Here is a 14,303-nt window from a genome sequence, read left to right as displayed (position 1 = left end):
CAGTGCATTATAGAATTTGCCAGTACTATAGTGCAGTGCAACATATAAATCTAATTCCATTTCTTGATACCAATTATATGAATCGTGAATGGAAAACTGTAATATTTTTTTGACGAGTGAAAATATTCGTGCCCGGCGCGGTTTACACTCTTAAGTAATCAATTCAACTTTTATCTTGGGCTTTCCATGAGTTTTCTGACGCTGGATCTGAACTTGCTGCGTGTTTTCGACGCCGTCATGACGGAACAAAACCTGACGCGCGCAGCCGGCCACCTGGCGATGACGCAGCCGGCGGTATCGAACGCCATCAAACGCCTGCGCGAGAGCCTCGGTGACGAATTGCTGATCCGCACGGCGTACGGCGTGAAACCCACGCCACGTGCCGAAGCCCTGTGGCCATCCGTGCGCTCGGCCCTGGCCAGCCTGGAAGCGGCCGTCACGCCGGAAACCTTCGACGTGTCGAAAACGCATGCCACCTTCCGCATGGCCATGGCCGATGCGACGGCCGCCTTCTGGCTGCCCTCCTTGATGCGCTCGATCGAACGGGAAGCACCAGGCGTCAACGTGCGCATGATGCCGCTGACCACGCGCGAACCGCGTCCCATGTTGCTGCGTGGCGATATCGACCTGGCCGTGGGCTTCTTTCCCGGCGTGGCGGCGCAATTGTCGAGCGAAACGGGCTCGCCCATCCGCCACGAGCGCCTGTATTCCGGTAAGTATGTGTGCGTGATGCGGCGCGGCCATCCATTGGCCGACAAGGAATTGACGTTGGATAACTATTGCGCGGCGAACCATTTATTGGTGAGCTTTTCCGGCCGCGCGCATGGCTTGATCGACGAGGCCCTGTCGCAAATCCACCGCGAACGGCGCATCTTGTTGACGGTCAATCAGTTCTTCACGGCCGGACGGGTAGTAGCCAATTCCGACCTGATCACAGTCTTGCCGCGCCACCTGATCGCCTCGACGGGCATGACGGAATCCCTGCTGTACAAGGATTTGCCGCTGACCCTGCCGGCCGTCCACCTGGACATGCTGTGGCACGAGCGCGACGCGCGCAGCCCCGCCCACAAATGGCTGCGCAACCATCTGGAAAGCATGAACACGCCCACCTTGCGCACTGCCACGGCGGCCGGTGGCGGCGTGGCGGCCAAGCCGCATATTGAATAAATTATTTGCCAGCACCAGAAAAAAACGCCTGATGAATCATCAGGCGTTTTTTTTCATGCGTGGCTGCTGGAGCGGTAACCGATACGGAAACCGCCCCAGTGCTTGCCATCGACGTGGATGGGCACGGATAAATCGTGCATGACTTCGCCCGTGTCGCGTTTATAGGTTTGCAACAGGAAGGGCTTGGTATTGCTGCCGCAGCGCTTGCCCGTGCGGTCACTGAAGATGCGCTTGGTGCGGTTATTCACCATATCGGTGGCGTAATCACCTGTCAGCGGCTGGGAAAACTTCTTGTTGTGCGTTGGAAAGTATCCATTATTGTCGACGGCGCCCGCATACGCCAGATGGGGTAATGCCGCCAGCAGGCCTTCCTGCAGGTCGGGCAACACCTTGTCCGTAAACGCGTCGAACTTCGTGTTGTGCTTGGGCGGATTGGTATTCGGGATGGGGCGGTAGTGGCGGTCGAACAGGGCTTCGCGCGTGATGCGCCCCGAGGCGATGGCTTGCTCGAACAATTTGCCCACGTCCCGCGCGGCGCGCTGGGCCGCCTCGCGGATCTCGTCGTGCGGCGTGGCCACGCTCGATTCCCCGAGGGCGCTGGCGATTACTTCAGCCCGCTCGGCCAGGGCCATGGCCGACTGCGTGGCGCGCGGCAATTCGGCATTCGTCGACAACATGCTGTCGCGGATTTGCAGGATGGCGTCGGCGATCAGCTGCGTGGTGTCGACGTGTTCGCGCGAGGCGCGGGCGATTTGCCCGATCGCGTCTTCCGACACGCCCGACGATTCCTCAATATGGCTGAGCGAGGCATGCACGCTTTCCACATTGCGCGCCGCGTCCGTCACGCCCGCCGCCAGTGAACTCATGCCGCGCGCCGCCTTTTCCGACTGTTCATTGATTTCGCGCACCATCACGCTGATTTCATCGGAGGCTTCCTTGGTGCGCTGCGCCAATTGCCGCACTTCACCGGCCACCACGGCAAAACCGCGTCCGTGTTCGCCAGCGCGCGCCGCCTCGATGGCGGCGTTCAGCGCCAGCAAGTTGGTGCGCGCGGAAATATCGGAAATGGCTTCCGTAAAACCGGTGATGCGTTTGGATTTTTCCTGCAAGCTCAGCATGGTGCTGGAGGCGCCTTGTGCTTCCTCGCGCGCCTTATTGATGCGGTGCAAGCCCTGATCCACTTCGGCGCGCGCCGCCACGCTTTCCACGCGCACGCCGGCGGCCACTTTGGCGGCCCGTTCCGCATTGGCGGCGATCTTTTCCGTCATCATGGCATTTTGTGCGGAACTGTCGGCGATATCGCTGGCCGTGCGCACATCGAATTCCACCTTCTGCTTGACGGAATCGACAAAATACGAGGTTTCCGCCGCACCGATCATGATGGCATCGATGGCGTTGCCCACCGTGTGGGCGAACTGCTGCAAGCCAGGCTCGCCGCGCGGGCGGCCGGCTAACGCCAGCAGCGCGGCGCCAATGGCAGCGGCCACGCAGGCAATCAGATACGGATGGTCGCCGCCCGCTAGCAGCAGCAGATAGGCCAGGCAACAGGCAACGGCCATGGCCAGGATCGTGAATACAAAGAAACGCACCAGCTGATGCCGCAACTGCTTCATTTGTCCCCCGCTGCGCGAACCCGTCACGTCCCCGCGGGGACATGCTGTAACCGTATGCGGGTGAGCACGATTGCCCACCTTGCATCCTGAACGTAACGTCTGCGCGGCGTTTCAGGCGGCTACCGGGTAGCATAATTGTAGTTCCACCCTACAACATTTGTTCCGATAGCTCAATCAGAAAAGTGGGCTGGCTACGCCGAGGTCACTTAATTGGCAATTTGGTGGTGTTTTTGACCTCTTCCATAACGGCATAAGTGTGGGTTTCCCGCACACCCTTCTGCAGCAAGGTCTTGCCGAGGAATTCGCGGTAGGCAGCCATGTCCTTGACACGTGCCTTGACCAGGTAATCGAAACCGCCAGCCACCATATGACATTCCAGTACCTCTGGAATGATTTGTACGCTATGCTTGAAGGCATCGAACACTTCCGGCGTCGTGCGATCGAGCACCACTTCGATGAACACCAGCAGCGAGACGTCGAGCAGCTGCGGGTTCAACTGGGCCGTATAGCCCATGATGTAACCGGATTCGTGCAACTTGCGCACGCGCTCCAGGCAGGCGGCAGGCGACAGGTTCACGCGCGCTGCCAGCTCCACATTGCTGATGCGTCCATCGCTCTGCAATTCCATCAAGATTTTCTTACTGATCTTGTCCAGCATTACTATCACCCCCAAATTAATATTATTTGGTTAAATTGTCGCATCAAAAACTATCTATTGCTAGTCCCCTGTATTACCAGAATTAATCCATAAGAATCCCCTTTACAATCGAATCATCTTAACGTCCGACTTTCTGTATTTTTTTGCACCAAAAAAGAGCAAGAAATACGTCAGTTTTCGTCCCCATTTCCTTGTAAAGAGTACTTATGCACCCTGCAGGCCCCTCGGCTTTTACCCCGATTCCTTTTGCTGCGTTCCAGGCAGAAATCCTGCCCGAAGCGACACCTCAACGCGCCGCCATCACCGCTGCCTATAGGCGCGACGAGGTTTCCGCCGTGCAGTGGCTGTTGCAACAAGTCCGCGCCAGCAGCACCGAAACGATGGCCGAGGGACAAGCACTGGCGCACCGCCTGGTCTCGAACGTGCGCCACAAGCGCACGCGCGCGTCCGGCGTCGATGCGCTGATGCACGAGTTCTCGCTGTCGTCGGAAGAGGGTGTGGCATTGATGTGCCTGGCTGAAGCGCTGTTGCGTATACCCGACAGTCAAACGGCTGATCGCCTGATCGCCGACAAAATCAGCAAGGGCGACTGGAAGAAGCATCTGGGCGAATCGCCGTCGCTGTTCGTCAATGCCGCCACCTGGGGCTTGCTGATTACGGGCAAGCTGGTCAGTACCAGCAGCGAATCGGGTCTCGGCTCGGCCATGAGCAAGCTCATCGCCAAAGGCGGCGAACCGCTGATCCGCAAGGGCGTCGACCTGGCCATGCGCATGCTGGGCAACCAGTTTGTTACTGGCCAGACCATCGAGGAAGCGTTGAAAAACAGCCGTGAGAATGAAACGCGCGGCTACCGTTACTCGTACGACATGCTGGGCGAGGCGGCCCTGACGCAACAGGACGCCGCCAACTATTACGCCTCGTACGAAACGGCGATCCATGCCATCGGCAAGGCGTCGAACGGGCGCGGCATCCGCAACGGCCCTGGCATTTCCGTGAAACTGTCGGCCCTGCACGCGCGCTACAGCCGCGCCCAGCGCGCCCGCGTCATGGAAGAATTGTTGCCGAAAGTCAAAGCGCTGCTGTTGCTGGCAAAACAGTACAACATCGGCTTCAACATCGATGCAGAAGAAACGGACCGCCTGGAACTGTCGCTCGACCTGATGGAAGCACTGGCTTTTGATGCAGATTTGGCCGGTTTCGAGGGCATCGGCTATGTGGTGCAGGCGTATCAAAAACGCTGCCCCTTCGCCATCGATTTCCTGATCGACCTGGCGCGCCGCAGCGGCCGCAAGTTCATGGTGCGCCTGGTCAAGGGCGCTTACTGGGACGCGGAAGTCAAACGCGCGCAAGTCGATGGCCAGGAAGGCTATCCCGTCTACACGCGCAAGGTCTACACGGACGTTTCTTATCTCGTGTGTGCGCAAAAACTGCTGGCCGCCAGCAGCCTGATCTATCCACAATTTGCCACGCACAACGCGCAAACCCTGTCGACCATCTATACCTGGGCAAAACGCGACGGCATTACCGACTACGAATTCCAGTGCCTGCACGGCATGGGTGAGACCCTGTACGACCAGGTCGTCGGCGCCGACAACCTGGACAAGCCGTGCCGCATCTACGCGCCCGTCGGCTCGCATGAAACCCTGCTGGCCTACCTGGTGCGCCGCCTGCTGGAAAACGGCGCCAACTCCTCGTTCGTCAACCAGATCGTCGATGAAAAGGTGGCCATCGATAGCCTGATTCGCGATCCCCTCGAGCAAGCGCGCCTGCAGGGCGGCTTGCCGCACCCGTCGATTCCGCTGCCGCTGGACATGTTTGGCAGCGAGCGCAGGAACTCGGCCGGCCTGGACCTGTCGAATGAAGACACCTTGCGCACCCTGGCCACCGGCCTGGCGCAGCAGCAGCAATGGCAGGCAGCCCCGCTGATTGATGGCGCCGTCAGCCTGAATGGCCCCACGCACATGTTGCACAATCCGGCCCAGCACGACGATGTCGTGGGGAAAGTTATGGAAGCCGGTCCGGCCGACGTGGAAACGGCCCTGGCCAGCGCCAGCGCGTACGCCATGGATTGGCAAACTACGCAACCGTCGATCCGCGCGCAAGCGTTACTACGCGCAGCCGACCTGTTCGAAGAGCATCACATCGAGCTGATGGCCCTGGCCGTGCGCGAAGCGGGCAAGTCGTTGCCGAACGCGATCGCGGAAATCCGCGAAGCCGTCGACTTCCTGCGCTACTATGCGGCGCAGGTGGAACACGCGCCGAACACCCTTGCGCTCGGTCCTGTCACCTGTATCAGCCCGTGGAACTTCCCGCTGGCCATCTTTACGGGCCAGCTGGCAGCCGCCCTGGCGGCAGGCAACGTGGTGCTGGCCAAGCCGGCCGAACAAACACCGCTGATCGCCCACCGCGCCGTGCAATTGCTGCATGCGGCGGGCGTGCCGCGCGGTGCGCTGCAATTTTTGCCCGGCAGCGGAGAAATCGTTGGCGCCGGCCTGTGCAATGACGCGCGCGTGAAAGGCGTGATTTTCACGGGTTCGACGGAAGTGGCGCAATTGATCAACCGCAACCTGGCAGCGAGAGCCGTGTCTGAAGGCATCGACATTCCCCTGATCGCCGAAACGGGTGGCCAGAATGCCCTGATCGTCGATTCGTCGGCCTTGCCGGAACAAGTGGTGCAAGACGTGATGTCGTCGGCCTTTGACAGCGCCGGCCAGCGCTGCTCAGCCTTGCGCGTGCTGTTCCTGCAAACGGAAATCGCCGACAAGACCATCCACATGCTCAAGGGCGCGATGCAGGAATTGCGCGTTGGCAATCCTGACCGCCTGGCCACGGATATCGGCCCCGTCATCGATGCGCAAGCGCAAAGCAATCTGCTGGCGCACATCAACAACATGAAAACCGTGGCCATCGACCATTATTCGCTCGATTTGCCCACCGTGAAAGGCACGTTCGTCGCCCCGACCGTACTGGAAATCAAGTCGCTGGCACAATTGACGCAGGAAGTCTTCGGTCCCGTGCTGCACGTGATCCGCTACAAGCGCTCCGAACTGCCGCAACTGGTGCAATCGATCAACGACAGCGGTTACGGCTTGACCCTGGGCATCCATACGCGCATCGATGAAACCATCGATTTCATCACCAAGCGCGCGCACGTGGGCAATATTTATGTGAACCGCAACATCGTTGGCGCCGTCGTCGGCGTGCAGCCGTTCGGCGGCGAAGGCAAATCGGGCACGGGACCGAAAGCCGGCGGCCCCCTGTACCTGAAACGCTTGCAGCGCAATGCGCCGGCTGGCGCGCAGCACCAGCGCCAGGCGCCGCCTGCGCTCGATGCGCTGACCGTGTGGGCGAAGATGCATGGCCACGACAAGGTTGAACAGTTGGCGCAGGAATACGCGCGCACGACCTTGCTGGGCAGCACCACCGTTTTGCCAGGCCCGACCGGCGAGCGCAATACGCTGAGCTTTGCCGCGCGCGGCACGATTCTGTGCGCGGCGGCCACCTCCGGCACCTTGATGAATCAGCTGGCAGCCGTGCTGGCCACCGGCAACCTGGCCCTGGTGCTGGCGCAAGCGCTGGATCTGATCCCTGGCGACTTGCCGGCGGCGCTGAAGGACCGCATCCAGGTCGTCAGCAGCCTGGATGCGGTCAAGCATGATTTCCAGATCGCCATGATCGAACCTAGCCTTGATGGCCAGCTCAAACCGCTGCTGGCGGCCCGGGAAGGGGCCTTGGTGGCCACCATCGTCACCACGCAGGAGGGCGTCATCCCCCTGTGGCGCCTGGTCGCTGAGCGGGCGCTGTGCGTGAATACGACGGCGGCAGGCGGCAATGCGAGTTTAATGATGCTGAGTGTCTAAAGGATCCTGAGAAAAAGTCCATGGCGTTGTTGCCTTGCCTGGCCGTACATTCGTACTGCCTGCGGCAATGCGCCTAGCCCTGAACATTTTTCAGGCTCCTTTGTTTCAAAATAAGAAGGGCAGAACCAGTGGTTCTGCCCTTTTTTTATGCACCGCCAGTTCAAGGATCAAGCAGCCAGGCGCTGGCATAGCTGCTGAATCACCGTCAACGCGTACGGCGAGGCGACGGTTTGCACGAAGCGCATGAAGTCGACGGCGGCCTCTTCGTTGGCGTTGTCGGAAATGGTGCGCATGACGGTAAACGGCACGCCCAATTCAAAACACACTTGCGCCACGGCAGCGCCTTCCATTTCGACGGCCAGCAGATCGGGGATATCTTCTTTCAACTGGCGCACATGCGCGGCGCTGCTGATGAACTGGTCGCCGCTGGCAATCAGGCCGCGGTGGACTTGTACGTGCTGCAAGCCAAATTCCACGATATCGGCCACCTTCAGCACGCTGGAAACATCGTCACGCAGGAAATCTCCTGCGGCGCCAGCCAGTTGCGTGCTCAGTTCCAGATCCGTGGCAAAGCGCTGTAAGCCCGTCAGTGGCACTTCGAAGCGGGGAAACAAGGGACGGGCATCCATATCGTGCTGCAGCAGCGCTTCGGCCACCACGATATCGCCCACTTTCACGTGTTTATCCCCACTGCCGGCCACGCCGGTGAAGACGATGTGGGTAACTCCGTACTTTTCCACAAGGATAGAAGCTGTCATGGCAGCGGCAACCTTGCCCAGACGCGACAGGACGCACACAGCGTCGATATTCCACAGGGTCCCCAGGGTGTAGTCGCGCATGCCGTGTGAACGCCTCTGGGGGCCTTGCATGGCTTCCACCAGACCCTGCTGTTCTTCGTGCAAGGCACTGATGATGCCTAAACGCATTTTTTTGTGTGAATTCATGCTGTTTTTACAGGTTTTTAGGATTGGAAAACGGTTTACATGGTGAAAACAGCTATTTCGGTGACTTTTCCACCGTTCGCGTTTGTCTCTGTGTTTTAAATAAAGATGTATACATAAAAATAGTAGTGATAGTAAACGGCCATTTTTTTGTGGATAAGTCGGTATACCATCGAAAAATCATCGACTTAGCGCACAAAAAAGTAGGCGCACAAGCATTGTATCCAGCGAGGACTTGTTTGGGATAAAAATTGAGCTGTGGACAAAGATCGACTTTTCCCACATCTCATCCTGTGGATATGCAGGCACTTATCCACAACAGCAAGCAAAAATCACGGGTTTTCTTGCTGTAGTGGCATGTTTAACGTGGTGCGTGTGCACTGATCCTTGTCTGGCAATCAACGTTGAGCGATCACCAGCGCGGTTCTTTCGCTGACGTGCGCGTTGAGTTGATTCCTGGAAGACGGTTTGGCAGTGGATCTGGCTGTCGTTGTTGGCGCTTTTTTTTGACGCTTCTTGCATGCTTTTTGGAAATATCCCCGGACTTCCGCTTTTTTTATCGGTTTACAATAGATCTATATATAAAAATAGTAGTAATAGTAAACGCGGTTTTTTCTGTGGATAAGTCACTTTTTTTCAACAGGATCAAGCGTTTACACGCAAAATAAAGCGTGCATAATCGCTGTATCACGCGAGGAGCAAAATTGTATAAAATGCGGGCCTGCGCATAACTTCGTGTTTACGCACAAGTCATCCTGTGGATATCAAGTGACTTATCCACAATCGAGGCAAAACTCCCCACTTTTTTGATGTCGAACAGCCTTCTTGGCCAGAGCCTGGCCAAGATCTGCGCGCGTTTCCATTTTGCACAACGGTTTGGTAGTGCTGTTGGCGTGATGCCGGCCGCGCCGGTTTTCGTCGCGCAGTTGTTGGCTGGATTTTTTTTGTTAGCAAAAGCGGCTTGCCGTTTTTTTGATGAGAGGCTTGCCGACGTTGTTGACGGCGAAGGGCAGGCAAAGCGCGCGTTGTCGGGTTTACCTTAACAAGATCGTATACAAGAATAGTAATAGTAGTTAACGGTGGCATCTTCTGTGGATAAGTCCCGATTTATCCTTGTAAACAATCGCTTGGCGTGCGGATAAGCGCTGAGTAAGCGTTGTATCTGCCTGGGATGGTTTCTGGACAAAAAAAAGCCGCCGAAAAAATTTTTCGTTTACACACATATCGTCCCTGTGGATATCCATATGCTTATCCACAGCCTGCAATCCCTGTTTTTCGCTGTGTTTTACCTTGTCGTGACGCTAGCCCGTATCGCTTGCCACGATTAATGTCGCCCTGGCCCGACACTGGTGGTAATCTCAATATGGCTCAACAGCCATGCATGCATGAAAAAAGACAGACTCTGGTAACGGGACGCGGTGGGGAGACACACCGCGCGACAGCTTGATGGCATACCGAAAGGAGCTTCATTGGAATCGGCAGGCGAATACGACTACATCATTGTGGGTGGCGGTACGGCAGGTTGCGTGCTGGCCAATCGGCTCACACGCGACAAGGACGCCAACGTTTTACTCGTGGAAGCGGGCGGCAAGGACGATTACGTGTGGATCCACATCCCCGTCGGCTATCTGCATTGCATCGGCAATCCCCGCACAGACTGGCTGTATTCCACACAGGCGGACGCGGGACTGGGCGGGCGCAGCCTGATGTATCCGCGCGGCAAAGTGCTGGGCGGCAGTTCTTCCATCAACGGCATGATCTATATGCGGGGCCAGGCCGGCGATTACGACCACTGGGCCGACCTGACGGACGATGCGTCCTGGCGTTGGGATAAAGTTTTGCCGTTGTTTAAGCAAAGTGAAGATTACTACGGCGGCGCCTCGGAAAACCATGGCGTGGGCGGCGAATGGCGCGTGGAAAAACAGCGGCTGTCCTGGGATATTTTGAATGCGTTTCGCGACGCGGCGCAGCAGGTGGGCATTCCTAAAACCAGCGATTTCAATGGCGGCGACAATAGCGGCAGCGCGTATTTCGACGTCAATCAGCGCCGCGGTATCCGCTGGAATACCTCGAAAGCATTTTTGAAACCGGCCGCGCGGCGTCCAAATCTGACCATCATGACGGGTTGCCACGTGGAACGTCTGTTGCTTGAGGCTTCGGAGTCGGGACCGCGCTGCACGGGCATCGTGTTTACGGGCGGCGGCACACAGTGGCAGGCGACGGCCAGGCGTGAAACCCTGCTGACGGCGGGCGCCATCGGTTCTCCCCAATTGCTGCAACTGTCGGGCATCGGCCCGGCCGCCTTGCTGCAGCAGCATGGCATTGTTCCCGTTGTGGACGCCGTTGGCGTGGGCGGCAATTTGCAAGACCATCTGCAACTGCGCATGGTCTTTAAAGTCCAGGGCGTCAAGACCTTGAACGTGATGGCCAGCAATATCGTCGGCAAGATGCAGATTGGTTTGCAATACGCGCTGTTCCAGAGCGGGCCCATGTCGATGGCGCCGTCGCAGCTGGGTGCGTTTGCCAAGTCCGACCCGCAGCAAGCCACGCCGAACCTGCAATACCATGTGCAGCCGCTTTCCTTGGACAAATTCGGCGAGCCGCTGCATGCGTTTCCCGCATTTACGGCCAGCGTCTGCAATTTGCGCCCCACCTCGCGTGGCCACGTGCACATCGCCTCGGCCGACAGCTATGCGGCGCCTGAGATCGTGCCCAATTACCTCAGTACGCAGCAGGATCGCGCCGTGGCGGCCGACGCCCTGCGCCTGACGCGGGCCATCGCCGCTGCGCCGGCGCTGAAAAAATTTACGCCGCAGGAATACAAGCCTGGCGTGCAATTCCAGAGCGAGGAAGAACTGGCGCAGGCGGCCAGCCAGATTGGCACCACCATCTTTCACCCCGTAGGCACCTGCCGTATGGGTCTGGCCAGCGAGGCATCGAGTGTCGTCGACAGCCAGCTGCGCGTGCTCGGCGTGGCCGGCTTGCGCGTCGTCGATGCCTCCATCATGCCCTACATTACTTCTGGTAATACGAACTCGCCCACTGTGATGATCGCGGAAAAAGCCGCGCAAATGATACATGAGGCCTGGAAATGACCGCGTCAAAGCCCAGGTTTGCGCCATTCTGGCGGGCGAAAAATCACCGTAGTTATACTGTATTGTGCGTTAAATTTAAGTTGTGTATTATAAAAATGACTAAGTAGTACAAAAAGTACAACTAGGAGACACGATGTCAAACGTAATCTTGGAAACAAGAAATTTGACCAAGGAATTCAAGGGTTTCACCGCAGTGAGCGAGGTGAACCTGCAGGTAGAGCGGGGCCATATCCACGCCTTGATCGGTCCTAACGGCGCCGGCAAGACCACGTGTTTCAACTTGCTCACCAAATTCCTGGTCCCCACTTCCGGGCAAATCCTGTTCAATGGGAAAGATATCACGGCCGCCAAACCGGCCCAGATCGCCCGCATGGGCGTGATCCGTTCCTTCCAGATTTCCGCCGTCTTCCCGCATTTATCGGTGCTGCAAAATGTGCGCATCGGCTTGCAGCGCCAATTGGGCACCTCGTTCCATTTCTGGCAGAGTGAGCGTTCCTTGAACCAGCTCAACGACCGCGCCATGGCTTTGCTGGCCGAGGTCGACCTGACGGAGTTTGCCGACACCATCACGGTCGACATGCCGTATGGACGCAAGCGGGCGCTGGAAATTGCCACCACTTTGGCGATGGAGCCGGAAATGATGCTGCTCGACGAGCCGACACAGGGCATGGGCCACGAAGATGTGCACCGCGTCACCGAGTTGATCAAGAAAGTCTCGGCCGGGCGCACGATTTTGATGGTGGAACACAATATGAGCGTGGTCTCGGGCATCTGCGACAAGATTTCCGTCCTGCAGCGCGGCGCCATGCTGGCCGAAGGCAGTTACGCGGAAGTGTCGCGCAATCCGCAAGTGATGGAAGCGTACATGGGCACCACCCACGCCGAGCTGGAAGGGGCGCATTGATGACGACACAAGTGAATGGCAGCGCACCCGCGCTGGAAATTGCACAACTGCACACCTGGTATGGCGAATCGCACATCCTGCATGACGTGAATTTGAAAGTGGAGCAGGGCGAAGTGGTCACTTTGCTGGGCCGCAACGGCGCCGGTCGTACGACCACCTTGCGCGCCATCATGGGCTTGACGGGCGCGCGCACGGGCTCTATCAAAGTCAACGGCATCGAAGCGATAGGTTTGCCCACGCACAAAATCGCCCACCTGGGCATCGGCTATTGTCCCGAAGAGCGCGGCATTTTTTCATCGCTGTCGACCGAAGAAAACCTGATGCTGCCACCGACCCTGGCCAGCGGCGAGAAGGGCATGTCAGTGGAGGAAATCTACGCCATGTTCCCGAATTTGCAGGAACGTCGCCATAGCCAGGGTACGCGATTGTCGGGCGGGGAACAGCAGATGCTGGCCGTGGCGCGCATCCTGCGCACGGGTGCGCGCCTGCTGCTGCTCGATGAAATTTCCGAAGGCCTGGCGCCCGTCATCGTGCAAGGGCTGGCGCGCATGATTACCACCCTGAAAGCAAAGGGTTACACCATCGTCATGGTGGAACAGAATTTCCGGTTTGCCGCACCGCTGGCGGACCGGTTTTATGTGATGGAGCACGGTCAGATCGTCGAGACTTTTGCTGCATCCGAACTGGAAGCCAAGATGCCGGTATTGACCGAGCTGCTTGGCGTGTAATGCCCATGTAGTTCCGTATCGTCATCGAGCAATCGTTTAAATAGCAAACAATAATCCCAACGGAGACACTATGAAACGTAACGCTATCGCCATTGCCACCGCTACTCTGTGTACCTTGTCTGCACTGGGCTTTTCCGCTGCCGCGCATGCCCAGGTGTCGGGCGACACCATCAAGATCGGTTTTATTTCCGACATGTCGGGCGTGTATTCCGACGTCGACGGCCTCGGCGGCGCGGAAGCCATCAAGATGGCGATCGCCGATGCCGGCGTGGTACTGGCCGGCAAAAAAGTGGAATTCATTTCCGCCGACCATCAAAACAAGGCCGACATCGCTGCCTCGAAGGCGCGTGAATGGTTCGACCAGCAAGGCGTCGACATGCTGATCGGCGGCACCAATTCCGGCGCCAGCCTGGCCATGGCCAAGGTGGCGGCGGAAAAGAAGAAAATTTTTATTGCCATCGGCGCCGGTTCCTCGCGCCTGACGAATGAAGAATGTACGCCTTACACCGTGCATTACGCCTACGACACGGTGGCGCTGGCGCGCGGTACGGGCGGCACCATCGTCAAGCAGGGTGGCAAGAGCTGGTATTTCATGACGGCTGACTACGCGTTTGGCCATTCGCTGGAAAAGGACACGGCCGAGGTCGTCAAGGCGGCCGGTGGCAAGGTGCTGGGCAGCGTCAAGCATCCGCTGGGCGCTTCGGATTTCTCTTCCTTCCTGCTGCAGGCGCAGGCAGCCAAACCGCAAATCCTGGGTCTGGCCAATGCGGGCGGCGACGCCATCAACAGTATCAAGGCGGCCAACGAGTTCGGCTTGACGAAGTCGATGAAGCTGGCTGGCTTGCTGATCTTCATCAACGATATCCACTCGCTGGGCTTGAACCTGACGCAAGGCATGTACCTGACCGACGGTTGGTACTGGGACTTGAATGCGGAAACGCGCGCCTGGTCGAAACGCTATTTCGCCAAGATGAAGAAAGAGCCGTCGATGCTGCAGGCAGCCGACTATTCGGCCGCGGCGAACTACCTGAAAGCCGTCAAGGCGATCGGCACGGATGACACCGAGAAAGTCATGGCGTATCTGAAAAAGACCAAGATCAACGACATGTTTACCCAGAATGGCGAAGTGCGCCCCGATGGCCGCATGGTGCACGATATGTATTTGATGGAAGTGAAGAAGCCATCCGAGTCGAAATACCCATGGGATTATTACAAGGTGGTTGCCACCGTGCCCGGTACGCAAGCGTATGTGACCAAGGCTGAATCGAAGTGTTCGCTGTGGAAGTAATGCTGTAGCCATACCTGCGGATCGCCCGCCGCTGCGCGGGCGCTCTGTC

General features: G+C 58.0%; 10 protein-coding genes. 7 read left to right on the top strand and 3 right to left on the bottom strand.

Annotated features, from left to right (window positions below; all coding sequences use genetic code 11):
• Positions 1-186 precede the first annotated feature (186 nt).
• On the top strand, positions 187-1,167 hold the full coding sequence (locus ACQ4WN_RS12380) for a LysR family transcriptional regulator (RefSeq protein WP_436551805.1): 981 nt from the start codon (positions 187-189) through the stop codon (positions 1,165-1,167).
• A gap of 53 nt (positions 1,168-1,220) precedes the next feature.
• Here ACQ4WN_RS12380 and ACQ4WN_RS12375 read toward each other — a convergent pair whose 3' ends face one another.
• The gene (locus tag ACQ4WN_RS12375; RefSeq protein WP_436551804.1) at positions 1,221-2,780 is read right to left on the bottom strand and encodes a methyl-accepting chemotaxis protein; all 1,560 of its coding nucleotides are present in this window, start codon (positions 2,778-2,780) and stop codon (positions 1,221-1,223) included.
• Positions 2,781-2,982: 202 nt separating this feature from the next.
• Positions 2,983-3,438, bottom strand: a complete 456-nt coding sequence (locus ACQ4WN_RS12370) for an Lrp/AsnC ligand binding domain-containing protein (protein ID WP_010393827.1) — start codon at positions 3,436-3,438, stop codon at positions 2,983-2,985.
• A gap of 206 nt (positions 3,439-3,644) precedes the next feature.
• Between ACQ4WN_RS12370 and putA the strand changes: the two genes are divergently transcribed.
• Positions 3,645-7,298: a trifunctional transcriptional regulator/proline dehydrogenase/L-glutamate gamma-semialdehyde dehydrogenase gene (gene putA / locus ACQ4WN_RS12365; RefSeq protein WP_436551803.1), complete on the top strand. Its 3,654-nt coding sequence runs from the start codon at positions 3,645-3,647 to the stop codon at positions 7,296-7,298.
• 167 nt (positions 7,299-7,465) lie between these two features.
• Here the strand turns inward: putA and ACQ4WN_RS12360 are convergent, their stop codons facing one another.
• Complete coding sequence (locus ACQ4WN_RS12360; RefSeq protein ID WP_436551802.1) at positions 7,466-8,242, bottom strand: 5'-methylthioadenosine/adenosylhomocysteine nucleosidase; 777 nt, start codon at positions 8,240-8,242, stop codon at positions 7,466-7,468.
• A gap of 803 nt (positions 8,243-9,045) precedes the next feature.
• On the opposite strand from ACQ4WN_RS12360, the gene ACQ4WN_RS12355 reads away from it, so the two are divergent.
• The 5 genes from ACQ4WN_RS12355 (at position 9,046) to ACQ4WN_RS12335 (ending at position 14,254) form a co-directional block, all read left to right on the top strand.
• Positions 9,046-9,282 carry a hypothetical protein gene (locus ACQ4WN_RS12355; protein WP_436551801.1) on the top strand — a complete coding sequence of 79 codons (237 nt, stop codon included), beginning with the start codon at positions 9,046-9,048 and terminating at the stop codon, positions 9,280-9,282.
• Between the two features lie 426 nt (positions 9,283-9,708).
• Complete coding sequence (locus tag ACQ4WN_RS12350; protein ID WP_436551800.1) at positions 9,709-11,334, top strand: GMC family oxidoreductase; 1,626 nt, start codon at positions 9,709-9,711, stop codon at positions 11,332-11,334.
• 133 nt (positions 11,335-11,467) lie between these two features.
• Entirely contained in the window at positions 11,468-12,238 is a 771-nt protein-coding gene (locus ACQ4WN_RS12345; protein WP_101483351.1) for an ABC transporter ATP-binding protein, read from the top strand.
• On the top strand, positions 12,238-12,966 hold the full coding sequence (locus ACQ4WN_RS12340) for an ABC transporter ATP-binding protein (RefSeq protein WP_436551799.1): 729 nt from the start codon (positions 12,238-12,240) through the stop codon (positions 12,964-12,966). Before ACQ4WN_RS12345 ends, ACQ4WN_RS12340 begins: the two co-directional genes overlap by 1 nt.
• 70 nt (positions 12,967-13,036) lie before the next feature.
• Positions 13,037-14,254, top strand: a complete 1,218-nt coding sequence (locus tag ACQ4WN_RS12335) for an ABC transporter substrate-binding protein (protein WP_436551798.1) — start codon at positions 13,037-13,039, stop codon at positions 14,252-14,254.
• Positions 14,255-14,303 lie beyond the last annotated feature (49 nt).

The organism is Janthinobacterium pasteuri (assembly GCF_051380775.1).
In the GTDB taxonomy this organism is placed as follows: domain Bacteria; phylum Pseudomonadota; class Gammaproteobacteria; order Burkholderiales; family Burkholderiaceae_D; genus Janthinobacterium.
Note: the sequence above shows the minus strand (reverse complement) of the source record. Positions and strands in the feature narration are given on the sequence as shown.

Coding starts and splice junctions, on each gene's coding strand:
- ACQ4WN_RS12380 (WP_436551805.1), top strand. CDS start 187: ATGAGTTTTCTGACGCTGGATCTGAACTTGCTGCGTGTTTTCGACGCC.
- ACQ4WN_RS12375 (WP_436551804.1), bottom strand. CDS start 2,780: ATGAAGCAGTTGCGGCATCAGCTGGTGCGTTTCTTTGTATTCACGATC.
- ACQ4WN_RS12370 (WP_010393827.1), bottom strand. CDS start 3,438: ATGCTGGACAAGATCAGTAAGAAAATCTTGATGGAATTGCAGAGCGAT.
- putA (WP_436551803.1), top strand. CDS start 3,645: ATGCACCCTGCAGGCCCCTCGGCTTTTACCCCGATTCCTTTTGCTGCG.
- ACQ4WN_RS12360 (WP_436551802.1), bottom strand. CDS start 8,242: ATGAATTCACACAAAAAAATGCGTTTAGGCATCATCAGTGCCTTGCAC.
- ACQ4WN_RS12345 (WP_101483351.1), top strand. CDS start 11,468: ATGTCAAACGTAATCTTGGAAACAAGAAATTTGACCAAGGAATTCAAG.
- ACQ4WN_RS12340 (WP_436551799.1), top strand. CDS start 12,238: ATGACGACACAAGTGAATGGCAGCGCACCCGCGCTGGAAATTGCACAA.
- ACQ4WN_RS12335 (WP_436551798.1), top strand. CDS start 13,037: ATGAAACGTAACGCTATCGCCATTGCCACCGCTACTCTGTGTACCTTG.